We start from the raw sequence: 25243 nt of genomic DNA on the forward strand, positions 1-25243 counted from the left end.
CCTCGAGAGGTCAGTTTTTTTCGGTTACGTGCATATGGAACGCTGCGTCGTGCGGCAAGACGGCACCATCTTCGGACTCGAAGTGTGCCCGGTCCTTGACGTAGGCGGCAATCGAAATCGTGTCGCGGTGAAGCGCCCGTTTGAACGCTTGCTCGGCCGTGACCGGGGTCCCGTCGTCATTCTTCAACTCGAGTCCCATCAGCTTATAGCCGAGCGTCTGTCCGCCGCGGCGCATCTGACATGCCTCAAGTGCGTAGGAGACGAGCGTCGGGGTGATGACGGCATGGACGAACTCGCTCTTCACTTTCTTTCGGACGAGCTGTTCGACACCGTAACTGACCAATCCCGCAATGACGCCGTCGATCAAGACGGCTTTGGTGCGTTTCTTCGTCAATGGATTCATTGGCTCATCCTCTGCATCATGCCAGACGTCAACACTTCGATGCCCTGCCCTTCTTCCGCGGCCATGATCAAGGCACGCGCCACGTGGAGCGCTTGAATCGGTGCGGCATCCGGTAGTTTATCGAGTAACAACGGTTGGAGCGGACGGCTGACGACTTCGGCCGCTTTCTCGCCGAGGCGGAACTCTTCCCGATCTCCGAGCAGGAGCGACGGACGGGCGATAATCAAGTGTTCGAAGCCGAACACTTTGAGCCCGTTCTCGAGCTCCCCTTTTACCCGGTTGTAGAAGAAAGGTGACCGAAGTGACGCGCCTTGTGCCGAGACGACGGCATAACGTGCCGCACCGTGCTGCTTCGCGACGCGCGCCACTTCAAGCGGCAACTCGAGATCGACATATTTGAACGCCTGACGTGAACCGGCGACGGCAATCGTCGTCCCGAGCGCACAGTAGACGTCATCGATATGCGGCAACGCCTCGTCCATTCCTTCGAACCCGACGACCTCATGAAGTTTCGGGTGACTCCAACGCTTTGAGCGACGGACGACAATCCAGACTTGATCATATCGTTCTTGTTCGAGCAACTGTTCGACGAGTTCGCGGCCAATCAATCCGGTGGCGCCAACGACTAATGCAGTTTTCCCCATGCTTGTTCCCCCTAGTTACGTAGTTCCTTTCAGTCTAGCTGACTTGCCGGTTATCGGCAACGACCTCGGCCGGACGGAACCGGTCGACGAGTCGGAAGAACCCGTTCAACAGAAGCGCGGTGAACGATCCTGCGACGATGGCGCTGTCCGTGAACAATTGGACCGCTTCCGGCATATTCGCGACGATGGCCGGGTTGGCCGTGATACCGAGCCCGACACCGATCGACAAGGCGATTGTAATCAAGTTCTCATTTTTCGCAAAATCGACTTGGCTCAAGATTCGAATCCCTGACGCGGCGACCGTACCGAACATGACGAGCATCGCCCCACCGAGCACCGGTTTCGGGATCAATGTCGTGAACGTAGCGACTTTCGGCAAGAAGCCGAGCAAAATCAACAGACCACTCGTCCAGAAGATGACGCGACGCGATTTGACGCCTGACAATTGGACGAGACCGACGTTTTGACTGAACGTCGTGTATGGGAAGCTGTTGAAAATCCCACCGAGAATCGTCGCCACACCTTCGGCCCGATAGCCTTTTGTCAACTCGTTCGAGCCGATCGGCTTTTTCGTGATATCGCTCAATGCTAAGAAGACACCGGTCGATTCGATCATCGAGATGATGGCCACGAGCGTCATGACGAGGATGGCCGAGACGTCAAACGTCGGCATCCCGAAGTAGAACGGTTGCACCATTTGGAACCAACCGGCCTCACGGACCGGGCTGAAATCGACGAGACCGAGAAACGCGGCGACACCTGTGCCGATCAAGACCGCGAACAAGACTGCGGCCGCCCGCGTGAACACGGTACCGATTCGGTTCAAGACGAGAATCAAGGCAATTGTCAAACCACCGAGGGCCAAGTTTTGCATCGAAGCGAAGCCGGGATCACCTGGCGTCCCGCCGCCAATATCGTTGACAGCGACCGGGATGAGCGATAAACCGATAATCGTCACAACTGAACCGAGCACAACCGGCGGGAAGAAACGGGCCAGTTTCCCGACGAAACCTGAAATCAGGATGACGATGACTCCGCTCGCGATGAGCGCCCCGTAAATGGCGGTGATTCCGCTCGAGCTGCCGATGGCAATCATCGGTCCGACCGCGGTGAACGTACAACCGAGCACGACTGGCAGACCAACACCGGTGAAACGAGTCGTCCACACTTGCAACAGTGTGGCGACACCGCACATGAACAAATCAATCGCGACGAGGTAAGCGAGTTCTGTCGGACCGAGCCCGATGGCTCCGCCGACGATGAGCGGGACAATGGCCGCGCCCGTGTACATGGCGAGTAAGTGTTGGAATCCGAGACTGGCTGTCTTGAACGTGTTCATCGGACCACCTCCATGAAGGAGATCTCACCTGCTTCAAGCTTAGCGATCCGAGCGAGTGACTCGACCTGATAACCTCGCTCGAGCAACTTGTCCCGTCCCGGCTGGAATGATTTCTCGATGACGATCCCGACACCGGCGACGACCGCACCGGCCGATTCGACGAGTTGCGTCAAACCGAGTGCCGCTTCCCCGTTAGCGAGGAAATCATCGATGACGAGCACGCGCTCCCCAGGTTGGACGAAGCGACGGCTCAAACTGATGCGGTTCGTCTCTTGTTTCGTGAACGAGTAGACGTCCGCTTCAACGAGGTCATCTTGAAGTGTGAGTGATTTGCGTTTACGGGCGAAGACGAACGGAATGTTCATCTCGAGCGCCGTCATCATGGCCGGAGCGATCCCGCTCGATTCCAATGTGACGATGCGGTCGATTCCGGCGTCACGGAACCGGTCCGCGAACTCGCGTCCGATGGCCTGCATCAAGACGGGATCGACTTGATGGTTCAAGAAGGCATCGACTTTCAATACGTGCTCGGACAACGCTTGTCCTTCATCTCTAATTTTGTCTTCTAACTGCTTCATTGTTTTCCCTCCAATAAAAAAATGCGATTCGTCACCCCAACCCGGGGACGACGAACCGCATGGAAACAAAACGAATGCACACGACAAGCGTCACCCGTAGTCGAACCATTTACGGTGGTTCGGTAGAGACTTGCGGGCCATATTCCCGCTGATATACGAGTGCGAATCTTTTATTTATATAAGATAGGACTTATTCTAGACGATATTTCATAAAATGCAACCTGTTTTGGAAAAGACGGCTAAAAGTTCGATTTTTCTGAAACTGCTGTATACTGAAGATACTGGAAAAACGAGAGGAGCCACATCCATATGAAGCTATTCGTATTAGGGGCCACCGGCCGGACCGGTCATCAGTTTGTCGACCAGGCCATCGAGCATGGCCACCACGTGACCGCCTTCGTGCGGGAACAGAAAAAACTCATCCGGACCCCGCAACTTGAAATCATCGAAGGCGACGTCACAGACAGCACCGCACTGACGGACGCACTCGCTGGTCATGATGCCGTCATCAGCTGTCTCGGGACCGACTTGAGTGATTCGGACTTCTTGGCCCGCGTCACCGATGCGCTCGTCCCAGCACTGAAAGCGAACGCCATCAATCGGGTCGTCTATCTCGCATCGGCTGGAATCGATAAAGAGATTCCAGGCATCGCCGGCACGGTCGTCACGTTCATGCTTCGGAAACCACTCCGTGATCACCGAGCCGCGGTCGATTTATGGCGCAACTCGTCGTTCGATTACACGATTGTGCGGCCGATGCAATTGACGGATGGTCCCCGGACATCGGTGTATCGCACGTCCGTCGACAGCATCCCAGACAACGGCAAACAAATCTCGCGAGCCGATGTCGCCCAGTTCATGTTGAACGCCGTCGAAGACCAGCTCTTCATCCGCCAATCGGTCGGACTGGCGTACTAATTTTTTTGAATCCATGCTACAATATCGGATAGTCAACTTTGAAGGGAACGAATAAGAAATATGAGTATATTAACAGTACAAAACTTGAGCCACGGTTTCGGTGATCGCGCCATTTTAAATGACGTGTCTTTCCGTCTATTGAAAGGCGAACACATCGGCCTCATCGGAGCGAACGGTGAAGGAAAATCTACGTTCATGAACATCATCACGCGTAAGCTCCAGCCTGACGAAGGCAAAATTGAATGGGCGAAAAACGTCCGTGTCGGTTACCTCGACCAACACGCTGTCCTCGAGCGTGGGATGACGATTCGGGACGTGTTAAAGAGCGCGTTCCAATACTTGATTGACACCGAAACACGAATCGGTGAGCTCTACATGGAAATGGGCGATGCGACACCTGAACAGATGGATGACATGCTCGCCGAAGTCGGCGAACTGCAGGAGATGCTCGATTCGAACGACTTCTATATCATCGATGCGAAAGTCGAGGAAGTTGCACGCGGTCTCGGTATTTTAGATGTCGGACTCGACCGTGACGTCACGGACCTCTCAGGTGGTCAGCGGACGAAAGTATTGCTCGCGAAATTGCTTCTCGAGAAGCCGGACATCCTCCTCCTCGATGAGCCGACCAACTATTTGGACGAGGCCCACATCGAGTGGTTGAAGCGTTATCTCCAGAACTACGACAACGCCTTCATCTTGATTTCGCACGATATCCCGTTCTTAAACAGCGTCATCAACTTGGTCTACCATATGGAGAACCAAGACTTGTCACGCTATGTCGGCGACTATGACAAGTTCATGGAAGTGTACGAGATGAAGCGCTCGCAGCTCGAATCGGCTTATAAACGCCAGCAGGCTGAAATCGCCGACTTGAAAGACTTCGTCGCCCGCAACAAGGCACGCGTCTCGACACGGAACATGGCGATGTCGCGTCAGAAGAAGCTCGATAAGATGGACGTCATCGAACTGAGTGCGGAACGTCCGAAACCAGAGTTCCGCTTCCTTCAGGCTCGTACGTCAGGCCGTCTCATCTTTGACGCCAAAAATCTCGTCATCGGTTATGACGAGCCGCTCTCACGCCCGCTCGACCTCCAAATGGAGCGCGGTCAAAAAATCGCCCTCGTCGGTGCGAACGGGATCGGGAAGACGACGCTGTTGAAGAGTCTTCTTGGCATGATCAACCCGCTTGAAGGAACCGTCGAACGCGGTGAGTTCTTGGAGATCGGGTACTTCGAACAAGAAGCGGCTGTCAGCAACAACACGTGTATCGAAGAGATTTGGAGCGAATTCCCGTCCCTCAACCAGCAACAAGTCCGCGCCATGCTCGCGAAATGCGGTCTCATGACGAAGCATATCGAGAGTAAAATCGCGGTCCTCAGTGGTGGAGAGAAGGCGAAGGTCCGTCTCTGTAAGCTCCAAAACAACGAATCGAACTTGCTCCTCCTCGATGAGCCGACGAACCACTTGGACGTCGACGCGAAGGAAGAGTTGAAGCGCGCGTTGAAGGAATATAAAGGCAGTATCCTACTCATCAGTCACGAACCGGAGTTCTATCAAGACATTGTCACCGACGTCTGGAACTGTGAATCGTGGACGACAAAAGTATTCTAATCCGTGTAGAGGAAGTGGCGTATGGCTGGCCCGATTCAAGTAAACGAACGCATCGTTCTGTATGACATCATTCGAGGGTTTGCCCTGTGCGGCATCTTCCTCGTCAATATCCCCACGATGCTCGGAAGCGACTGGATTTTCGGTCGCACCGATTATGCGGGGAGCGATTTACTCGTCCGGACGCTATTCGATTTGTTCGTCCAGACGAAGTTTTATACGATTTTCTCGCTCTTGTTCGGAATCGGCTTCTCGATTTTCCTCGAACGTTCGTATGCGCGTGGGGACTCGGTCGGCCGCTACATCCGGCGCATCGCCATCTTGTTCCTATTCGGACTTGCTCACCTGGCCATTTGGTCGGGTGATATCTTACATACGTATGCGATGTGGGGCTTGTTGCTCCCGCTGTTTTATGGATTGAGCAATCGCGCGATTTTGACATGGGCATGGGGCTTGTTGCTCACGAGCTTTGTATTGTTCTACGGCTCCTCAATCTATCTGGAATGGGCGCTAGGATATACATCTATTGGAGGCCCATTCCCGTCCGCATTCAATTCCGGGTTCGGACCATGGTTCGACTATCGCTTGGAAAATGAAATTATTGATATGTTCCAAAACTCGTTGTTCGCCGGCTTTGAAATCTTCAGCCTGTTCTTGTTCGGACTTTATATCGGACGGGAACGGAAACTCCTCACGTGGAGCATCCGAGGATTGACGCGGACGGCCATCATCTGCGCGGCAGCTGCCCTGCCTTTCTTCGCAGTCATCCTTTGGCATCACTACGGAGATGGCGCGGCATACGGTTCGACGAACTCAGCCGCCGTCCTCGTCTCGGGCAAACTGCTTGCGACGGTGTACGTCTGTCTGTTCACGATCGCCGTCCGCAACGGACGCGCATTCCGTCCGCTTCAGGCGCTCGGCCGTATGGCGCTGACGAACTATTTGACGCACACGCTCGTCGTCGTCATCCCGGTCATCACCCTCGGCTACTACGGTCGCCTGTCGTTGACGGAAGGATTGTTCTTAAGCATCGCGATCTTGATTGCCCAGGCATTCTTCTCGATGTGGTGGCTCAAATCGCATCGATACGGCCCATTCGAGAAATTGTGGCGCATTGGAACGTATGGACGACAAAAACAAGCATCTTAACCGCAAAAAAGGCTCGAAGCAGATCAATCTGCTTCGAGCCTTTCTCGTTTCTTAGTTCGTCGCCGCTGCTGTGAGCACCGGTACGATTTGTTTTTTGCGTGAGACGACGCCAGGAAGTGTCGCCAGACCATCGACCAATTTGACGTTGAACGCCTGTTCGAATAGATCAGTCTTCTTACCGACAACAAGTGCCTCCGAGTCGTTCGTCAAGATGTTCGTGATGGCGAAGACGAACAAATCGAGCTCTTTGTCTAACATCTTCACGGCAATTGCCGCTTCGACTTCAGCTTTCCGACTCAACACGTCGTTCGCGTCGACCGTGTTCACTTGAGCGATCTCAATGCGGTAGTCGCCCATCGCAAACTCTTTCGCGTCGAGCGAGATGAGTTCTGGAATCGTCTTTTGGCTAAGGTCCGCTCCAGCTTTCAACATCTCTAGACCGTATGTCTCGATGTCTGTGCCTGAGATGGCTGCGAGTTCTTTTGCCGCTTTGATATCCTCGTCCGTGCACGTCGGTGACTTGAACAAGAGCGAGTCCGAGATGATCGCCGATAGCATCAATCCTGCCATGTCAGGCGCGATTTCGACGCCGTGCTCTTTATAGAGCTTGAGCAAGATCGTCGCCGTACAACCGACCGGCTCGGCCCGATAGTAGAGAGCATCCGCTGTTTGGAAGTTGGCGATGCGGTGATGGTCGACGACTTCGAGAATGCGCACGTCTGCGATGTCTTCCGCGCTTTGCTGGAACTCGTTATGGTCGACCAGGATGACCGAGTTCGCTTCGTCTGACACGCGTTCCACGAGGCGTGGTGCCTTGACGCGGAAGTGGTCGAGCGCATATTGCGTCTCCCCGTTCACTTCGCCGAGACGGACCGCCTCAGCGTCCATGCCTAACTTTTTCTTCAGCTCCGCGTAAGCGAGCGCCGAGCAAATCGTATCCGTGTCTGGATTTTTATGTCCGAAAACTAGTACTGTACTCATGATGCATTCTCCTCACTATGATAGTTTTCCCTTATCCATTATACCGTCTATCCTCATTCTTTCAATTCCCAAACAAAAAGAGCCACCAGGGGCTCTTTACGCTTGTTCGTCTTCGTCCGTCTCTTCAAGGTCCGAATGATCCCCTTTTGAATCTTCTTCGTGCGAAATATCCGGTTGATCTCGTTTCAACTTCTCTTGTTCTTCTTGTTCACGTTTTTTATCTTGTTCTGACATCTGTCTCATCCTTTCGGTTTTGTCATGTCGTAGACTGTTCCCCGAGCTGGATGGCTTCAAACGGATGTATTCTTTCTGTTAACAAACTGTGATATCACGCTTGAACGAACACGACCTCGTCGCCTCGGATCTCGACGTTGACGTCTTGCCCTTGGAACAACCACTCATCCTGTTCAGCCACGACGAAGCGAATCCCGTCCGCTTCCGTTTCGACGGCCGCGTTGTCGATGTCTTCTGTGATGACGCCCACTGAGAAGCCGTGCGTCAAATCGGTCGAACCCCCATATTTGGCGAATAGGCGCACCGTCTGGCCTGCCTCGACTTCCATCTCATCTTTGAAAAATTGGAGTGCTTCTTCTGTCACGTTAATCTTCATCTGTCATCCTCCTCTCGACTTCTGTCTCCATTCTAATCGTTTCAGAAAAACCGAGCGAGGAAGTTGCCTAGAGGGTCGTACCGGGCAAATACGTGACCGTTAAACTGTTTGTGACCGAAGCCGCGCCTTTCATCTCCTCGAACGTCACATCGAACAACGTCCGGCCGATGTCTTCGTTCGGGGAGTGCATCGTCGACAGCCCGAACGCCTGACCGATCGGATGACCATCGAAGCCAAGGATGGCGACTTCATCGGGGATGCTGACGCCGCGACGGCGCAGCTCTCCTAAAAAACCGAGCGCCACATAATCCGACGAGAAAAAGAGCGCTCGAGGACGCTCTTGTTGACGCAGAAACGCATCGGCCAATCCGATCCCGTCCTCGCTCGTCAAGTAACCGGTCCAGACCCACCGCTCACGCGCAAGTTCGACTTCATCGAAGTACGCCTGCTGACGCGCAATCGAGCTTGGACTGTCTTGTCGTGACAACACGATGCCGATTTCGGCATATCCGGCTTGCGCCAACACGCGCAACCCGGCGACGAACGCGGTGTAATGATCGACGTGAACCGAAGAAATCGTCTGCGGCGCTCCGACGGTCGCAACCGCAATCGGACCAAATTGTCGATACGTTTCCATCTCATCGAATGACATCGTATGGGATAACAGAATCGCCCCATCGACTTCACGGTGCTTCAATAAATCAAGCGCTTGCCGTTCTTGGTCGAGTTGATACTCTGTCTGCCACATGACGAGTCGGTAATCTCTTTGGAGGGCGGCTTTCGCGAGCCCGTTAACGAACAGTCCATAATACGGATGATCCAAATACGGCAACACGACGACGAAACGCTGCGTGCGACCGGTCGACAACGTCAGCGCCTGCTGATTCCGTAAATAGCCAAGCTCGGCCATCGCCCGTCGCACCCGTTCACGCTTCTCTTTCGACACATACGGGTGCTCATTGAGCACGCGCGACACCGTCGTCACAGATACGTCCGCATATTTCGCGATATCTCGGATGTTCGCCATTCCGCTTCACCTCAATCTGTCAGTCTTTGGATATAGTGTACCCACTCTGACTCCTGACTGTCACCTTTCGCAATCACTTGCTTTCGGATGGCTTGGACGAGGCGGAACCGTTCTTCAACGGGTAAATGAAGAAACTCGTCTTGAAAACGGGCGCACAACATTCTTCCGAACGGCGTATACAACTGATTGATGACAAGTTCGTAAACGATCCCACTACACCAGGTTTTCCACGTTGTCGGATTCATGAGCAATCCCTCCTTTGACTTAACCGTACAGTCTGAAACGCGTTTCAGAGCAAGTACTATTTTTATTTTGTCTATTTCCGAACATTCAACATCGATATAAGAAATTTTTAGGTTTTTTCGCTTGAAATCATTGACGCCCGCCGACTCTTTTTGTATAGTCATCAAGTTGATAACGTTTGTTTGAAGGTTAAAGAACAATAATGTTCGGAAATTAAAGAGATTAGGGAGTTTTATACATGAACTTTTTTCAATTGAAACAACATGGCACGAACGTTAAACAAGAAGTGATGGCAGGTATCACAACGTTCGTGACGATGGCATACATCTCCGTCGTCAACCCGGCGATTCTGTCAGATGCAGGCATCCCGTTCGCCCAAGCGTTCACGGCGACGATTATCGCCATCTTGATCGGGACGGGATTGATGGCGTTCTACGCCAACCTCCCGATCGCCGTCGCACCAGGGATGGGACTGAACGCATTCTTTGCGTATACGCTCGTCGCCCAGCAACAGATCACGCCGTCGGCCGCACTTGGTGTCGTCTTCGTCTCGTCGGTCTTCTTCTTGATTTTGTCGCTGTCACCGATTCGGACGAAACTGATTCAAGCCATTCCGGCCTCGCTCAAGCACGCCATTACGACCGGGATCGGTTTGTTCATCGCCTCGCTCGGATTGAAGTTGTCAGGACTCATCGTCGCCGATGAAGCGAACCTCGTTCGCCTCGGTGACTTGTCGTCGCCAAGCGTCCTGCTCGTCCTCGGTGGCTTGATCGTCTCGGCCCTCTTGTTCTCACGGAACGTGCCGGGCTCGCTCCTCATCGGGATGGTGCTCACAGGCATCGCGGCCACCTTCATGGGTCTCTTGAAGATTGAAGGCGTGACGGCGATGCCGACATTGCCGGAAGGGCTCATGGTCAATCCGCTCACGGCGTTCTCAGACGTCATCCAATACGGTTTGTTCGGTGCCGTCTTGTCATTCTTCCTCGTCACGTTGTTCGATACGACGGGAACGCTCGTCGGTGTCGGAAAACAAGCCAACCTGTTAAAAGAGGATGGGACGATCGAGAACGGGCACCGCGCCTTATTCGCGGATTCACTCGCGACGATGGGCGGCTCGCTCGTCGGGACGAGCCCGTCGACGGCCTACATTGAATCAGCTGCCGGTGTCGCTCAAGGTGGACGGACCGGTCTCACGACAGCGGTCGTTGCCGGTTTGTTCGGACTGACGTTGTTCTTCAGCCCGCTCATTGGTGCCATCTCTGGCGTTGCCGCCATCACGGCACCGGCCTTGATCATCGTCGGCGCACTCATGTTGACGAACGTCCGCTATATCGACTGGACAGACTTCAGCGAATACTTCCCGGCGTTCATGACGATTCTGATCATGCCGCTCTCAGGCAGCATCGAACGCGGAATCGCCTTCGGTTTCATCCTGTATCCAATCTTCAAAGCGATGAACAAAGAGACGGTCCACCCTCTCATCTACTTGTTCGGAGCGTTATTCATTTTGGAAATGTTCTTCTTATAAGTTAGATTCGAGCCCTCGTCGACCGACGAGGGTTTTTCTGTTATTCAGCACGGGAACACTGTCGTATATCAGTTCTAGCCTGAATCTTGATTCATTATCATTTAGTTCTCAATTAGGTAGGATTTGACAATTTTTTGAGAGAATCGTTCCATTTTTCTGTCTTACGCGTGTTAGTTATGGAATAATAACCGTGAAACCGTTTACGAATTACACTATGAACAGGAAAGAAGGAATGGACATGCCTAAAGTGGCACTGTTCGTCACTTGTCTCTCCGATACGTTGTTCCCATCGGTAGGACAAGCGACGGTCGAACTATTAGAACATCTCGGTTGTGACGTCAGTTTCCCGTTTGAGCAGACGTGTTGCGGGCAACCCGCCTACAATAGCGGCTACCATGAAGAGACGAAGAAAATTGCGAAGCATATGATCGAGACGTTCGAGAAGGCCGATGCCGATTATATCGTCGGTCCATCCGGCTCTTGTGTCATGATGATGCGCGACTATCCGCATTTGTTCAAAGATGATCCCGCTTGGAAGATGCGGGCCGAGGCCCATGCGGCGAAGACGTTCGAATTGACGCAGTTCATCGTCGACGTGCTCGAAGTGACAGACGTCGGGGCCAAATTCCCGGCCAAGGCGACGTATCACGCCTCGTGCCATATGACGCGTCTCCTCGGAATCGAGGCGGCACCGGGTCAGCTGCTCAAAAATGTCGACGGATTGACGATGCTCCCGCTCGAGAACGTCCATAACTGTTGCGGCTTCGGGGGGACGTTCTCTGTCAAAATGCCGGATGTCTCAGTGCAAATGGTCGACGAGAAAGTCGAATCGATTTTAAGCTCGGGGGCCGAGGTGTTGATCGGGGCGGACGCTTCGTGTCTGATGAACATCGGGGGGCGCCTGCATAAACAAGGGCATCCAATCAAAGTGATGCATATCGCGGAAGTATTGAACGAAGGGGTGAAACAAGCATGAGTATGGGGATTCGGTTAGATGAGAAGTTTCAGGAACGGCGCAAGGACGGAATCGACAACCCGTTCATGCGCCAGGCCGTCAGCTCGGCGCAAAACCGTCTGCGTGACGGACGTTTAAACGCGGCAGGGGAACTCGGGGATTGGGAAGCGTTCCGGGACCATTCGGAAGAGATTCGTCAGCACGTGCTCGAACATCTCGACTACTACTTATATCAATTGAGCGAGAATATCTCGAAACGGGGCGGAAACGTCTTCTTCGCCGAGACACCGGAAGAAGCGAACCGCTATATCCGGGAAGTCGTGCGCGCTAAGAATGCCAAGCACGTCGTCAAATCAAAGTCGATGGTGACAGAAGAGATCGGCTTGAACGAGGCGCTCCATGAGGAAGGATGCACGGTCGTCGAGTCCGACCTCGGGGAATGGATTCTGCAACTCGATAACGACCCGCCGTCGCATATCGTCGCCCCTGCCTTGCACAAGGACCGGAACGCCGTCCACGAGACGTTCACGGCCCACGGCTACGAAGGGACGAACGACCCGACCGAGCTCGGACGCTATGCCCGTCGCGAGCTGCGAAAAGACTTTTTGAAAGCCGAAGTCGGGATCACCGGCTGTAACTTCGCCATCGCCGAGAGCGGTGCCGTCGGTCTTGTCACGAACGAAGGAAACGGGCGCATGGTGACGTCGCTTCCGGACACCGTCATCTCGGTCATGGGGATGGAACGAATCGTCCCGTCGTATGAGGAGTTCGAGGTACTCGTCAACATGTTGTGCCGGAGTGCCGTCGGCCAACGACTCACATCGTATATCACGACGTTCGCCGGTACGAGAGGTTTTGGTGAAGTTGATGGACCAGAAGAGTTCCATCTCGTCATCGTCGACAACAAACGCTCCGGTATCCTCGGCACGCAATTTCAGTCGGTGCTCCAATGTATCCGCTGTGCGGCCTGTATCAACGTCTGTCCGGTGTATCGTCACATCGGCGGTCATGCCTATGGCTCGATTTATCCGGGTCCGATCGGTGCCGTGCTCGCCCCGCTCCTCGATGGTTATGAGAACTATAAAGAGTTGCCGTACGCCTCGAGTCTCTGCGGTGCCTGTACGGAAGCCTGCCCGGTCAAAATCCCGCTTCACGAGTTGCTAATCGAACATCGCCGTGTCATCGTCGAAGAGAGAAAACAGTCACCGTTCGTCGAGCGCATCGCCATGAAAGGCTTCGCGGTCACGTCGTCGAGCCCGTTCTTGTTCGAAGCGGCCGAACACATCGCGCCGTTCGCGTCGTCCCCGTTCACGAAAGCGGGACAAATCGACAAAGGGTTACCGGCGTGGACGGATTCGAAAGACTTGCCACAACCGGCCAAGCAGACGGTACGGGATTGGTTCAAGAAACGGGGGAATGTAGAATGAATCCAGGAACGATTACCAATCGCGAGGATTTTCTAAAACGGATCGCGGGACAGCTCGGACGTGACGTCGACTTGACGCCGCCGAAACGCGTGTATAAGCACCGCCCGCAAGACGAGGTGCTGAAAGACGCCTCTGACGAGGAACTGCTCGAGACGTTCCGGATGGTCGCGACACGCATCCATACTGACGTCGTCGAATGCGAGTCGGCTAACCTCGATGATACACTCCGTCTCTTGATTGAACGGTATGATGGGCAGAGCATCATCGCCGAACGTGACGACCGAATCCAGGCATGGGCGCCCCAGACGAGCGAATCGTTCGACTGGTGGGATGCGGAGCGGCCAGAAGACAGCCGTGCCCTCGCCGTGAAGGCCGATATCGGTATCACGATTGCCGACCAGGCCCTCGCCGAGAGTGCGACGATCGTCCAGTACGCGGCTCCAGGGAAGTCACGCACAATCAGCTTATTGCCGCGCGACCATATTGCCATCATCCCGAAATCGGTGCTCGTGCCGCGGATGACACAGGCAGCCAAAAAATTAGCCGAACTTGACCGGACCGGTGACCTCGCCTCGCCGAACGGTGTCAACTTCATCTCCGGCCCGTCGAACTCGGCCGATATCGAGATGAATTTGATTGTCGGCGTCCACGGACCTGTCCGTGTCGCCTACGTGCTCGTCCATGACTTATAAGGAAAAAGACTCGCCGCGTGATGAAGCCATTCACGTAGCGAGTCTTTTTGTGTTCAGTTTATTCGACCGTGATACTCCCGTTTGAGCTCGTCAGTTTGACTTCAACCGCTCCGTCCCCGAACGTCCGCTCGTTCGCCCGGTCTCCGAACAGCTCGACTTTGCCGTTTCTCGTCTTGGCCCGAATGACGGCATCACGCGGATCTTGCTTCAGACGCATATCGATGCGGCCATTGTTCGTCTTCAGACGGATTGGATGCTCGATCACATCAATCACACAGTCGATGCGGCCGTTCGAGGTTTTCCCCTCAATCGCTCCTGTCACGTCGTTAATATCGAGGCGACCGTTCGACGATTGGATTTCGAGGCGGTCCACGTTCGAGGCGCCCACTTCCACACTCCCGTTCGATGATTGCGCGTCAAGGATCTGTCCTGTTATCGACGTCAAACTGACTTTTCCGTTCGAGGAGCGGAATGAGGCACGCTCGGCGCGAACTGTGTGGGCCGTGATGCTCCCATTCTCACTCTCGACGTCGACCGACGTGGCGTCAACGTTGCTCATATCGCACGAACCGAGACGGTTTTTGATCATGACCTTCTCATACGCATGGCGCGGCAGCTCGACGTGTAACACCGGTGCTTTCGTGACGATCCAGGAGAATAGGTTCGACAGACCGAAACGACGTTCTGACTCAATTCGGATTTCGAGCGTGTCTCCAACGATATCCATCGTCACCCCGTGGTCCCGTTCCGTCTCGAGCGTCGCGTAGGCAAAGCCGTCATCAGATGGGACGACTTTGACGTGTGCTTGCAGGACGTTGATCGAGACGTTGCGAAACGCCACGTTCGGACTTTTCACAATGGCAGGTTCTTTACGCTCTTCTGTGAGTGGCTCGACGGAACCGAGTAACTCATTCGCAAGCGCATCCGGCGTTCCGAGTTCCTCAACCATCGCCGCATCACTTTTCCCGTCAATCCGTCCGCTCGCAAAGTACTCTGACACGTCCCGTAAAATATCGACCCGATCGATGACGCTCATTCCCATCAATAACCGTTCGAGTTCTAATAAGTACTGTTCTTCTGTCATTTGCCCGTTCCCCCTTCAATCAATTCGTTGACACCGGTCGTGAACGCTTCCCACTCCGCGCGTAGTTCCGCCAAATGAGCTTCCCCTTGCTCCGTGATCGCGTAATACTTTCGCGGCGGTCCTTCTGCTGATTCTTTTAAATACGTTGTGAAATACCCGTCCGACGTGAGCCGTCTCAGAAGTGGATAGACGGCTCCTTCCGAGATGGCGACTTTCGTCGAAATGGCTTGCACGAGCTCGTAGCCGTAGCGGTCATGCGTCTCGACGAGCGCGAGCACGCACAAGTTGAGCACACCTTTCTTGAACTGAGGATTCATTCCCTCGCCTCCTCTACTATATATTAAACAATAGCTCATCATTCACTATTATTCAATAGACAATAGTCGGATTTCCGCTTATTTCTTGATTGGTGGAAACAACTGGTTCAAATCTGTACAATGAAGGGACGACACTCGCAGGGTATTTGTCACAGTAGGAATGTACGCAGTTCCAGGAAGGAACGGCCTTTTATGAAAACATGGATTGACCAACGGATCGGAAGACAGTTTTTATTCGTCTTCTATTTATTCATCGGATTGATCCTCCTGACCTCACTCGCCGTGTACATGTATACGGAAAACCGAATCGAACAGACGACGTCATCGCTCGAGAACATTAGTGAACGTCGCACGAACGCGACCGAGCTATTTGAGACGTGGCAGTCGATGCAATATGAGATGCGTGGTTACGTCATCCTCGGCGACGAGGCGATGCTCGCTCGTGTCAAAGACAAACAAGACTTGATTGAAACGCAGACCACCTGGTTCGAAACGAACGCGGTCACCGAAAAAGAGAAAACGTATGCTAGTGATGCGCGGACGCTCTTCTCGGCCTACCAACAGCGCGTCATGCCGAGCCTTGAGCGTTATGTCGTTGCCAAACGCGAAGGGACGGTCACTGAACCGTTCTTAAAAATGCCGACGCTCGGTAAAGTGAACCCGCAAGCGGAGCCACCTGCCGATCGCAAATTCAAAATCAACTCGAAAAGTGCGGCTGACATGAGCGCTAGCATCGTTGACATGGAGACCGTATTCACAGAGTATCGCAACTCGTTGAATGAGGAAGAGAATCAACTACGTGAACAACTGGCCACACATACGAAGTGGGCCCAAGTGTTATGGCTCCTCTCGCTCCTAGCGGTCTTGCTCGTCCTCTTTATCGCTGCCCGCCCTTACGTCCAACGGCTGACCGGTCAACTTCATGAGCTGATCATCAACAGTGAACGTTTGGCGGACGAGCGGATCATCCCGATTCCAGCGGCCGTGTCGTCACGGAACGAGGTCGGACAGCTGACGAACTCATTCCGTCAAATGGCCTCTTCGCTCGCGACGCAGCGCTATCAAGTCGAGGAAGAGCGCGAGAAGACGGCGCGACTGTTGCATTCGATTCGTGATGCGGTCATTTACGTCGAACATACGACACATGAAAAGTTCGCCAACCAGGCCCTCTTTATCATGTTCAACCAAGCCGTCACGAAACGAAACGAGATGGACCTGTATCGCTTGGATGTTGATTTAGAAGAACTCGGCCTGCAAGTCGATCAAAAAGACTCGTTCTTTTCATTCATGCGCCGTGCGTTTGACGGTGAGAGCATGGAAGAAAGCGTAACGTTCTCGATGAATCAAGAAGAACGATTCATCCAGATGTATGCGGAGAAAATCCACTTGCGCGGCACCCGTCATGGCACGATGCTCGTCTTCCGGGATGTGACGCAAGAGACCGAGGTCGACCGGTTGAAGACAGAACTCGTTTCGACCGTGTCGCACGAACTGCGCACACCGCTTACGAGCATCATCGGCTTCACCGAACTGCTTCGCTATCGGACGATGCCTGCCGAACGCACCGATCAATATTTAGGGATGATTCACCAAGAGACGCTACGTCTCGAGGACTTGATTTCAAACTTATTGGACGTGCAACGGATGGAGTCCGGCAAACAGACGTACCATAGCCAACCGGAGAGCCTGCATGCCATTTTGAAAGAGACCATCGCCGTCCATCAAGGCGCGAGCGAACATCATCAGCTCGCCCTCGAGTGTGACACGAATCTGTATGTATACGGTGACCGGGATCGGCTCAACCAACTGTTCACGAACTTGCTCCACAACGCGATCAAATATTCGCCGGACGGCGGAAAAGTCGCCGTCTGCGTCACGAATGATAAATCAGACGTCATTGAGATTTCGATTCAAGACACAGGCATCGGGATTCCACTGTCGGCGTTGCCGAAACTGTTCGACAAGTTTTATCGGGTCGACAATTCGGCCAGCCGCAAAATCGGCGGCACGGGACTCGGCCTTGCCATCTGTAAAGAAATTGCTGAAGGCCATGGCGGCTCAATCCGGGTCGATTCGAACGTCGGGCACGGATCGACGTTCACGATCATCTTGCCGAAGTATAGTATGGAAGATCAGATGAGCAGCTAACAAAAAAGGGAGGATTCGCGTAAAGCGAATCCTCCCTTCAGATTGTAGACAAAGTCACGTTTCAGGCGAACTGAAACGTGACTTTGTCGTTTTCGGGCCTTGAGGCGCTCTGCCCGAGCCCCTTTTCAGGCGGGCTGGGCGTTCTTCCATGCCCAGCCCGCCATCTTCTTAAGATTGAGGGCAGCAAAAGTAAGCATCGCCTGCATTGAAACTTTTTCAAGTCCCCGATAACGGGTCCAACGCATGCCATGCTTCTCTTTTGCGTCCGCGAACACGCGCTCGACCGTCTGTTTACGACGGTCATAGATGTTGCGGTTCAATTCCGTGTGGCGGAGGTCTTCGACCTCGTCCATATAGGGTTGCCAGAGGTGCCGCTCGATGATCCGCTGGTGCTTCTGGCTCTTCGTGCACTGCTCGAGCAGCGGGCAGTTCACACAAACCGCAGGATTCGAGACGTACTTGCGTTTCCCCTCGCGCATCGTCGTGCTGTACGTTAATAACTCGTTGTTTGGGCAGATGTAGACGTCATGGTGCTCGTCGTAGATGAAATCCTTGGTCTTGAAGGCGCCCTTCTTACCCTTCGGGCGGGTGTATGGGAAGACCGGCAGGATCCCACGGTCAATCAGCAGCTTGGCAATGGCCGGATTTTTATAGGCGGAGTCGGCGGCGACGGCGAACGGTTGAATCAGGCGGTCGGAGACCTTGTCGAGCAGATCGGGGAACGCTACACTATCGTGCACGTTACCCGGTGTGACGATAGCACCGAGCACGAACCCATGGGCGTCGCTCGCCGCATGGACCGAGTAAGCGAACTGCTTCTCACGCTCACCCTTCACGTAATATCCACTCTCAGGGTCTGTCGTGCTGACCTTGATTTCCTTCGTCTCCTCCGCCTGATTCTTTTTTGGCCCTAAGGGCTTCTTTCCACTTTCTTCGCGGTCTCGCTCGACCTCGGCATCGAGTTGTTCTTGATAGTGCTTCACCTCTTGCCGGACGGTCTTCTTGACGAGCTTCCGCTTGTTTGCGTTCGCTTTGACGTGTGTCGAGTCGACGAATAGGACGGCACGATCGATGAACCCTGCGTCAGCAGCCTGTTCAAGGATATGATAGAAGATGTCGTCGAACAAGCTCGTGTACTGGAACCGACGCACATAGTTCTTCCCGAACGTCGAGAAATGTGGCACCTTGTCCGTGAACCCGAACCCGAGAAACCAACGGTATGCGACGTTCGTCTCGATCTCACGAATCGTCTGTCGCATGGATCGGATACCGAACAGGTACTGAAGGAAGGCCATCTTGATCAGGACGACAGGGTCGACGCTTGGCCGGCCACGGTCCTCAGAATATAAGTCCTCCACGAGCGGATAGATGAACTCAAAGTCGATCACCGCCTCGATTTTTCGGACCAGATGGTCCGCTGGCACAAGCTCGTCGAGCGTGACCATTTCCAGTTGTGTCCGATTGGTTTCCGATTCTGTTGATTTCCTGATCATCCGATTCGCCTCCATAACTGTTTCTATATCTCCCATTATAAAAAAGCGACGACGTTACGAAAAGAGGGATTGATGCGTGGGCCGACTGCGGGCACGCGAGACTTCCAGGGGATTAGCAAGCAAAGGGAGACCCAGCAGCGACAAAGTCGCGATGCGGCTCCCTGCTTGCCCCCAGAAAAGCGAGCTGTGCCCGGTCGGGCAAATAAAAAAGACTGCAGACAATGTTTTGTCTACAGTCTGAAGGGAGGATTCGCGTAAAGCGAATCCTCCCTTTCGTCATTGCACTTTATTTTCAGGACCGAAAGCCGGGTAAAGCGATAGACCGCCATCCGCGAAAATCGTCGCGCCTGTGACGTACGACGACTCGTCAGAAGCAAGCCATGCAGCCACCGCCGCAATCTGTTCAGGGCGCCCGATTTCATGTGTTGGGATGAGCGCCTCGAGTCCTTTTTTCTCTTCTGGGTCTTGCATCGTCTCTTCATTGATTGGAGTATCAATCGCACCCGGTGCGATGCCGTTGACGCGAATCTTGTTCGGTGCGTACTCGAGCGCGACCGACTTCGTGAACATCTTGACGCCGCCCTTGCTCGCTGCATAATGCGTATAGCCAGGACGCGGAATCACTTCATGCACCGATGACATGTTGATGATGTTCCCTTTGATTTCATGTTCGACAAAGTATTTGAGGGCAGCACGTACACCAAGGAACGTTCCGGTCAAGTTCGTGTCGATGATTTTCTTCCAGTTGTCGAGTTCCATCTCATGCGTTTTCGCTTCGACTTGTACGCCGGCGTTGTTGACGAAGATGTCCATCTTTCCAAATTCAGACACGGCCGTTTCAATCATCTTTTCGGCGAGTCCTTCTTCCGCCACGTCACCTTTGACCGCGACTGCCTTGCCGCCAGCCTCTTCGATTCCTTGAATGACTTTCTTCATCTCGTCTTCACTGCTGCGATAGTTCAGGACGACATGGACCCCTTCTTTTGCGTAACGTTCGGCAATCGCTCGACCGAGTCCTTTCGAACTCCCGGTGATAACCGCGACTTTTCCTTTCAGTTCTGGATAGTTAGCCATATCAATTCCTCCTTCGTCTCTTCTCGATTTGTAGTTCCCTCATTCCCCTCTTCGTGAAACCTTTTAGGCTGTTTTTTGAATATTTGTGGCAAATCTACTATACTGAAACAAACTATTCGTTTTCAGGGATTTTCCTGAACGACATAAAACTTACTCTAATGGAGGTGACTCCCCGATTTTTGGGGGAATTTTTGGACAGTCCCATGTTATTCAGCTTATTGATCGTCGCCCTGCTCATTTTCATGACCGCCTTTTTCGTGGCGGCTGAATTCTCGATTGTCAAAGTGCGCGGCGCCCGGCTTGACCAACTCGTGCTCGAGGGAAGCAAACGGGCCTCTGTTGCCAAAAAGGTGATTGAAAACCTTGACGACTCGCTGTCGGCTTCACAGTTCGGCATCACGCTCGCCGCTCTCGGTCTCGGTTGGATTGGCGCGGATCAAATCGAAGGGATGATTCAACCGCTTGTCGACCGTTTGAACGTATCGTCGTCGCTCGCGACCGTCTTGTCCTTTTTGATCGCCTTTTTACTGATTGCCTTCCTGCACGTCGTCATCGGGGAACTTGTCCCGAAGACACTTGCCGTGCATGAAGCCGAGCGCTTGACACTGCTCGTCGCCCGACCGCTCTATTTCTTCACGAAGTTATTGTATCCGTTCATCCACGTGCTGAACGGGACGGCCCGGCTGACACTCCGCTTGTTCGGCGTACAGACGACCGCACAAGAGACGGCGCACTCGGAAGAAGAACTCAAAATCATCATGACCGAGAGCTTCCGCAGTGGGGAAATCAACGAAAATGAGCTCGCCTACGTACAAAATATCTTCTCTTTCGACGAACGTGTCGCCAAAGATGCGATGGTCCCACGGATGAACATGGTGACCATTGACGAAGAAGACTCGATTGAGACGATTATCGCTACCGTCCAAGAACACCAATATACACGCTACCCAGTCACACGTGACGGTGACCGCGATGATGTGCTTGGCTTTATTAATGCCAAGCAGTTATTCACCGCCCAACTCGTCAAGAGCGATGCCCCGTTCGAATCGTTCATCCATCAACTCCCGCTCGTGACGGAGTTCACTCCGCTCCAAGAGGCGATGGTGAAAATGCAGAACGCGCGGACGATGATGTGTCTTGTCATCGACGAGTACGGTGGTACGGCAGGACTTCTCACGATTGAAGACATCCTCGAGGAAATCGTCGGGGAGATTCGCGATGAGTTCGACCGTGACGAACAGGCCGAAATCACGGAAGTCACACCTGGGCATTACCGCCTGTCCGGTCTCGTCTTGACGCAAGAAATCGAAGAACGGTTCGGCATCGAGATTGAGGATGACGTCGATACGATTGGCGGTTTCGTCTTATCGCAAAAAGCGAATGCACGGACTGGCGAACGCTTCGTCTTGCCGGGCGAACATGAATTGATTGTCCGTGAAATCGACAATCACCGCATCGTTTTTGTCGACTTGATTTTGGCTCATAAAGACGAGATTCAACCTGAACTCGACTAACCGATTGGACCGCCCTCCCCGATTTTTCGGGGAGGGCTTTTCGTCGGCCGCTCGAACTGTCGCTATATTTTCAAGCCTTGTCGTGATATACTGCACATATGTTGCTTATTTGAGTGCGTGTCACTCATTGACACAACATCACCGAACAGTTCATCAATGTTCGGTCCAACAACTGCAGAAAGAAGGTTACGCATGGAACGTAAACTATTTTTAATTGACGGAAACTCCATGCTGGCCAGTGCCTACTATGGTGCCGCCGCGAGCCGAACGAAAAAAGGACGCGAGGTATCTAAAAACGATCGGAGTGCCGTCATCGGTATGACCGGCCTCATCCGGACGATTCTACGCAGACATCGTCCGACTCATTTTGTCGTCGTGTGGGACGTCTCACGTGAAACATTATGGCGCCGCGAGCTTTACCCAGGCTATAAACGCCGTCGCCGCCAGACACCACCCGAGTTGAAAGCGCAAATGGAACTCATGCGCCAATTGCTTGAAGATAGCGGAATCCCGCAATATCAAGTCGAAGGCTATGAAGGAGAAGATTTGATCGCTCATATCGCTCGGAAGTTCAGCTGCAGCGCTCCTGTCGTCATCATGACGAAGGATAAAGACTTGCTTCAGCTCGTGAGCCCACGTATCACTGTCTGGCTTCAGACGCAGGAGCTGCAACAAATGCAGGCTCGTTGCGACATCAAAGACAATCGCCCGCTCCCGCTCAAGCGACATCTCGAGATTCGTCCTGAGGAGATTGCGGCATTGTACGAAGGATTGAAGCCAAAACAGCTCTCAGCAGTCAAAGCATTGACAGGAGACCGTTCAGACGGGATTCCACCTGTGGCCGGATTAGATGAAAGTCAATCGGTCCAGCTGATCAAACGCTTCGGTTCGCTCGATAAGCTTTATACGGCGCTAAGCGTCAAAGGCGACAAACGACAACTGATCAATGAAACGATCGCGGCACTGACGTCAGAAGAAGTGCCCCGTAACTTGAGACGCACACGTAAAAAGGCCGAGCGCAACATGGAGCTCGTCCGTCTCGATGTGACGGTGCCAGAACTTGAACATTTGAAACTGGCTCATCTTGAGCTCAGTATTAATTCAAAACGTGTCGAACAAGCGTATCAAAAACGCGGCATTCGCCTCTCGTTTGATTCAAGTCAAAAGAAAATTTCAGCACGCTAAAAAAGCGCGGACAATTAGTCCACGCTTTTTATATTGACCGTAATCCCATCTTCGTCGGTGAGCGACCATTCCGATGTTGTCCCGCCGAGTTCACGATTCGTCGTCGCGTCGACTAAGAGGGTCCACGCCTCCAGACCTGCCTCTTGTCCCATCGGCTCGCTTGGCCGGGCCCAGACGTTCGTCCCGATGTGGTGATGATATCCGTCGGCCGCTAAAAATAAGGCGCCCGGATACGAATCGGTCGTCACCGTGAAACCGAGACGATTTTGATAGAATAATTTTGCCGCTTCTAGGGAACGTACTTTGAAGTGGACATGCCCCATCGTCGTCCCGTTCGGTAGACCCGTGAACGGACGGTCGGCCGCCGCCTCGAGCATCGATTCGTATTCCACCGGGTCCGTCGACATCTTCACATGACCGTTCGCTTCATACTCCCACTGCTCACGGGGACGGTCGGCGTAGAGCTCGATTCCGTTGCCTTCCGGGTCGCTCAAATAGAACGCCTCGCTGACCAAATGATCCCCTTGGCCGACTTCAATCCGTTGTTCAATCAAATGACGAAGAATCCGTCCGAGTTCGACACGGTCCGGCAATAAGATGGCCAGATGAAACAAGCCGGCTGTTCGTGGATTGGGACGCACGCCGCTCACTTCATGTAAGATGACGAGCGGCATTTCGTTCGTTCCGAGTGTGACGCGATGTTCTGACGTCTCGAGTACATCCATTCCGATGACGCGCTCATAATATGTTTTCATCGTTTCTAAATCGTTGACGCGCAATGTGACGGCGCCGAGTTTAATGTTTGTTAAGTTCATCCTTGATCACCTCTTTCTCAGTATACCCGCTAAGTAGAATCGACAGAAGACGGCACAAAAAGGTGGTATAGTTACCTCAAGGATACTGTAGAGAGGAGTGAGACTGATGCCATTGATTTCAAGTTGCGAAGTCGATACCGCGCTCGAGTTGATCACGGGGAAATGGAAACCGTCGATTTTACTCGCGCTTATCAATGAAGACACGTTACGGTTCAGCGAATTGAAACGCTCGCTCCCAAATATCAGTCAAAAGATTTTGACGGCACAGCTTCGCGATTTAGAGGAGCAAGACATCATCATCCGCACCGTCTATCCCGAGGTTCCGCCTCGTGTGGACTATCGCTTGAGCGAGTATGGGAAGACGTTGATTCCGGTGCTCGAGACGATGAACGCTTGGGGCATCCAACACGCAGAACGGATGCGTCAAAAATAATTGTCCACATGTGGATAACCCGTTTCCGCATTCCCATCTATCACTTATCCACAGGAGGCTCACATGATTCGTTATCCACAATTGACCGGACATCACTTCGGTGTGACGGCCCCTTCGTCTGGCGTTCCCGCTGAATTACATGGACTGCTCCATGAGGCCGAGGCGACGTTCAGCCGCCACGGGTTTACGCTCCAATTCGAGCCATCGGTTTGGACGCAAGACAGAGCAAAATCGGCACCCGCAAAAGTCAGGGCCGATGAATTGACGCGGTTGTTCCACGACGACGCCATCGATTTGATTATCCCGCCATGGGGCGGCGTCCTCTTGATTGAGTTGCTAGACGCTATCGAGTGGGACACGCTCCCACCGAAATGGGTGCTCGGCTATTCGGACGTCAGCTTATTCCTATTCGTGTATACGCTCAAGACCGGCATCGCCTCGGCTCACGGGACGAACCTCGTCGACCTGCGCGGCGAAGAATGGGACGCGACGAGCTCGCGTTGGCTCGATGTCGTATCAGCAAAAGAAGGCGAGACGGTCATCCAGCTCGCCTCGGAACAGTTCCAAAAAGAGTGGCAGCATGAGAACCCAAGCCCGCACGTCTATCATTTGACCGAACCGACGGAGTGGAAATCACTCGGCGGGACAGAGGCGACCGGACGACTGCTTGGCGGCTGTATCGATGTCTTGTTGCATACGATCGGCACACCGTATGGAGATGTCGCTACGTTCCAACAGACCCATTTGGACGGGGAGCCGATTCTTTGGTATTTCGAGAACGCCGAGCTCGATGTTACGGCACTCAAACGGACCCTGCTTCAAATGAAGTGGGCCGGTTGGTTTGATCATACGTCTGGCATTCTGTTCGGGCGCAGTGCGGCCCAACAGCCCGTCCAAGGCTACACGGCAGAAGACGTGTATGCGGAACTGCAAGAATTGCTCGACGTACCTGTCATTTACGATATCGACTGCGGGCACGTCCCGCCGCAAATGACACTCGTCAACGGTGCCCACGCCTCGATTCAAGTCGAGGACGGCAAAGGGACACTCATTCAAACGTTCAAGGGCTGACGCG

At 53.4% G+C, this 25243-nt stretch carries 26 protein-coding genes and 1 riboswitch; of the genes, 12 read left to right on the forward strand and 14 right to left on the reverse strand.

What is annotated here, in order from left to right:
- Positions 1 to 10: 10 nt before the first annotated feature.
- The 4 genes from NMQ00_RS14565 to NMQ00_RS14580 are packed head-to-tail and all read right to left on the reverse strand — an operon-like array spanning position 11 to position 2964.
- Positions 11 to 403 carry an RDD family protein gene (locus tag NMQ00_RS14565; RefSeq protein WP_255177247.1) on the reverse strand — a complete coding sequence of 131 codons (393 nt, stop codon included), beginning with the start codon at positions 401 to 403 and terminating at the stop codon, positions 11 to 13.
- Positions 400 to 1047, reverse strand: coding sequence for an NAD(P)H-binding protein (locus NMQ00_RS14570; RefSeq protein ID WP_255177248.1), 648 nt, complete (start codon positions 1045 to 1047; stop codon positions 400 to 402). Before NMQ00_RS14570 ends, NMQ00_RS14565 begins: the two co-directional genes overlap by 4 nt.
- Before the next feature lie 34 nt (positions 1048 to 1081).
- Positions 1082 to 2386 carry a nucleobase:cation symporter-2 family protein gene (locus NMQ00_RS14575; RefSeq protein ID WP_255177249.1) on the reverse strand — a complete coding sequence of 435 codons (1305 nt, stop codon included), beginning with the start codon at positions 2384 to 2386 and terminating at the stop codon, positions 1082 to 1084.
- Entirely contained in the window at positions 2383 to 2964 is a 582-nt protein-coding gene (locus tag NMQ00_RS14580) for a xanthine phosphoribosyltransferase (RefSeq protein WP_034780728.1), read from the reverse strand. Before NMQ00_RS14580 ends, NMQ00_RS14575 begins: the two co-directional genes overlap by 4 nt.
- A 77-nt stretch (positions 2965 to 3041) precedes the next feature.
- A riboswitch (purine riboswitch) is annotated at positions 3042 to 3143 on the reverse strand.
- A gap of 130 nt (positions 3144 to 3273) precedes the next feature.
- On the opposite strand from NMQ00_RS14580, the gene NMQ00_RS14585 reads away from it, so the two are divergent.
- The 3 genes from NMQ00_RS14585 to NMQ00_RS14595 are packed head-to-tail and all read left to right on the forward strand — an operon-like array spanning position 3274 to position 6642.
- Positions 3274 to 3882, forward strand: coding sequence for an NAD(P)-dependent oxidoreductase (locus NMQ00_RS14585; RefSeq protein ID WP_255177250.1), 609 nt, complete (start codon positions 3274 to 3276; stop codon positions 3880 to 3882).
- A 60-nt stretch (positions 3883 to 3942) separates the two neighbouring features.
- Positions 3943 to 5496 (forward strand): ABC-F family ATP-binding cassette domain-containing protein, encoded by a 1554-nt coding sequence (locus tag NMQ00_RS14590; RefSeq protein WP_021068083.1) that lies wholly within the window; start codon positions 3943 to 3945, stop codon positions 5494 to 5496.
- 21 nt (positions 5497 to 5517) lie between these two features.
- Positions 5518 to 6642 (forward strand): DUF418 domain-containing protein, encoded by a 1125-nt coding sequence (locus tag NMQ00_RS14595; protein ID WP_255177251.1) that lies wholly within the window; start codon positions 5518 to 5520, stop codon positions 6640 to 6642.
- Positions 6643 to 6693: 51 nt separating this feature from the next.
- Here the strand turns inward: NMQ00_RS14595 and NMQ00_RS14600 are convergent, their stop codons facing one another.
- The 5 genes from NMQ00_RS14600 to NMQ00_RS14620 all read right to left on the reverse strand — a co-directional run bounded on the left by NMQ00_RS14600 (position 6694) and on the right by NMQ00_RS14620 (position 9505).
- Entirely contained in the window at positions 6694 to 7623 is a 930-nt protein-coding gene (locus tag NMQ00_RS14600; protein WP_255177252.1) for a manganese-dependent inorganic pyrophosphatase, read from the reverse strand.
- A 96-nt stretch (positions 7624 to 7719) separates the two neighbouring features.
- Entirely contained in the window at positions 7720 to 7857 is a 138-nt protein-coding gene (locus tag NMQ00_RS14605) for a hypothetical protein (protein WP_021068076.1), read from the reverse strand.
- 94 nt (positions 7858 to 7951) lie between these two features.
- Positions 7952 to 8233, reverse strand: coding sequence for a HesB/YadR/YfhF family protein (locus tag NMQ00_RS14610; protein ID WP_021068075.1), 282 nt, complete (start codon positions 8231 to 8233; stop codon positions 7952 to 7954).
- Between the two features lie 67 nt (positions 8234 to 8300).
- On the reverse strand, positions 8301 to 9260 hold the full coding sequence (locus NMQ00_RS14615) for a LacI family DNA-binding transcriptional regulator (protein WP_255177253.1): 960 nt from the start codon (positions 9258 to 9260) through the stop codon (positions 8301 to 8303).
- 11 nt (positions 9261 to 9271) lie between these two features.
- A complete protein-coding gene (locus NMQ00_RS14620) occupies positions 9272 to 9505 on the reverse strand; it encodes a hypothetical protein (RefSeq protein ID WP_255177254.1) in 234 nt (77 codons plus the stop codon).
- Between the two features lie 236 nt (positions 9506 to 9741).
- On the opposite strand from NMQ00_RS14620, the gene NMQ00_RS14625 reads away from it, so the two are divergent.
- The 4 genes from NMQ00_RS14625 (at position 9742) to NMQ00_RS14640 (ending at position 14105) form a co-directional block, all read left to right on the forward strand.
- Positions 9742 to 11031 (forward strand): NCS2 family permease, encoded by a 1290-nt coding sequence (locus NMQ00_RS14625; protein WP_255177255.1) that lies wholly within the window; start codon positions 9742 to 9744, stop codon positions 11029 to 11031.
- Between the two features lie 238 nt (positions 11032 to 11269).
- Complete coding sequence (locus NMQ00_RS14630; RefSeq protein WP_255178730.1) at positions 11270 to 12007, forward strand: (Fe-S)-binding protein; 738 nt, start codon at positions 11270 to 11272, stop codon at positions 12005 to 12007.
- 2 nt (positions 12008 to 12009) lie between these two features.
- Positions 12010 to 13413, forward strand: coding sequence for a LutB/LldF family L-lactate oxidation iron-sulfur protein (locus tag NMQ00_RS14635; protein ID WP_441294623.1), 1404 nt, complete (start codon positions 12010 to 12012; stop codon positions 13411 to 13413).
- On the forward strand, positions 13410 to 14105 hold the full coding sequence (locus tag NMQ00_RS14640) for a LutC/YkgG family protein (protein ID WP_255177257.1): 696 nt from the start codon (positions 13410 to 13412) through the stop codon (positions 14103 to 14105). Before NMQ00_RS14635 ends, NMQ00_RS14640 begins: the two co-directional genes overlap by 4 nt.
- Positions 14106 to 14163: 58 nt before the next feature.
- On the opposite strand, the gene NMQ00_RS14645 is transcribed toward NMQ00_RS14640, so the two are convergent.
- Both NMQ00_RS14645 and NMQ00_RS14650 read right to left on the reverse strand, forming a co-directional pair.
- Entirely contained in the window at positions 14164 to 15189 is a 1026-nt protein-coding gene (locus tag NMQ00_RS14645) for a DUF4097 family beta strand repeat-containing protein (RefSeq protein ID WP_255177258.1), read from the reverse strand.
- The gene (locus tag NMQ00_RS14650; RefSeq protein WP_255177259.1) at positions 15186 to 15506 is read right to left on the reverse strand and encodes a PadR family transcriptional regulator; all 321 of its coding nucleotides are present in this window, start codon (positions 15504 to 15506) and stop codon (positions 15186 to 15188) included. Before NMQ00_RS14650 ends, NMQ00_RS14645 begins: the two co-directional genes overlap by 4 nt.
- A 192-nt stretch (positions 15507 to 15698) precedes the next feature.
- Between NMQ00_RS14650 and NMQ00_RS14655 the strand changes: the two genes are divergently transcribed.
- The gene (locus NMQ00_RS14655; protein WP_255177260.1) at positions 15699 to 17654 is read left to right on the forward strand and encodes a HAMP domain-containing sensor histidine kinase; all 1956 of its coding nucleotides are present in this window, start codon (positions 15699 to 15701) and stop codon (positions 17652 to 17654) included.
- Between the two features lie 125 nt (positions 17655 to 17779).
- Here NMQ00_RS14655 and NMQ00_RS14660 read toward each other — a convergent pair whose 3' ends face one another.
- Both NMQ00_RS14660 and NMQ00_RS14665 read right to left on the reverse strand, forming a co-directional pair.
- Complete coding sequence (locus tag NMQ00_RS14660; protein WP_214794160.1) at positions 17780 to 19147, reverse strand: IS1182 family transposase; 1368 nt, start codon at positions 19145 to 19147, stop codon at positions 17780 to 17782.
- A 276-nt stretch (positions 19148 to 19423) separates the two neighbouring features.
- On the reverse strand, positions 19424 to 20221 hold the full coding sequence (locus tag NMQ00_RS14665; RefSeq protein ID WP_255177261.1) for a glucose 1-dehydrogenase: 798 nt from the start codon (positions 20219 to 20221) through the stop codon (positions 19424 to 19426).
- 203 nt (positions 20222 to 20424) lie between these two features.
- Here NMQ00_RS14665 and NMQ00_RS14670 point away from each other — a divergent pair, with 203 nt between their 5' ends.
- Both NMQ00_RS14670 and NMQ00_RS14675 read left to right on the forward strand, forming a co-directional pair.
- Entirely contained in the window at positions 20425 to 21735 is a 1311-nt protein-coding gene (locus tag NMQ00_RS14670) for a hemolysin family protein (protein WP_255177262.1), read from the forward strand.
- Between the two features lie 192 nt (positions 21736 to 21927).
- The gene (locus NMQ00_RS14675; RefSeq protein WP_034780689.1) at positions 21928 to 22920 is read left to right on the forward strand and encodes a 5'-3' exonuclease; all 993 of its coding nucleotides are present in this window, start codon (positions 21928 to 21930) and stop codon (positions 22918 to 22920) included.
- Positions 22921 to 22934: 14 nt separating this feature from the next.
- Here NMQ00_RS14675 and NMQ00_RS14680 read toward each other — a convergent pair whose 3' ends face one another.
- Positions 22935 to 23735, reverse strand: coding sequence for a VOC family protein (locus tag NMQ00_RS14680; protein WP_255177263.1), 801 nt, complete (start codon positions 23733 to 23735; stop codon positions 22935 to 22937).
- 106 nt (positions 23736 to 23841) lie between these two features.
- Here NMQ00_RS14680 and NMQ00_RS14685 point away from each other — a divergent pair, with 106 nt between their 5' ends.
- Together NMQ00_RS14685 and NMQ00_RS14690 are read left to right on the forward strand one after the other, a co-directional pair.
- Positions 23842 to 24168, forward strand: a complete 327-nt coding sequence (locus NMQ00_RS14685; RefSeq protein ID WP_255177264.1) for a winged helix-turn-helix transcriptional regulator — start codon at positions 23842 to 23844, stop codon at positions 24166 to 24168.
- A gap of 63 nt (positions 24169 to 24231) precedes the next feature.
- Positions 24232 to 25239: a S66 family peptidase gene (locus NMQ00_RS14690; RefSeq protein WP_255177265.1), complete on the forward strand. Its 1008-nt coding sequence runs from the start codon at positions 24232 to 24234 to the stop codon at positions 25237 to 25239.
- Positions 25240 to 25243 lie beyond the last annotated feature (4 nt).

This window comes from Exiguobacterium aurantiacum (assembly GCF_024362205.1).
Lineage (GTDB): Bacteria > Bacillota > Bacilli > Exiguobacteriales > Exiguobacteriaceae > Exiguobacterium > Exiguobacterium aurantiacum_B.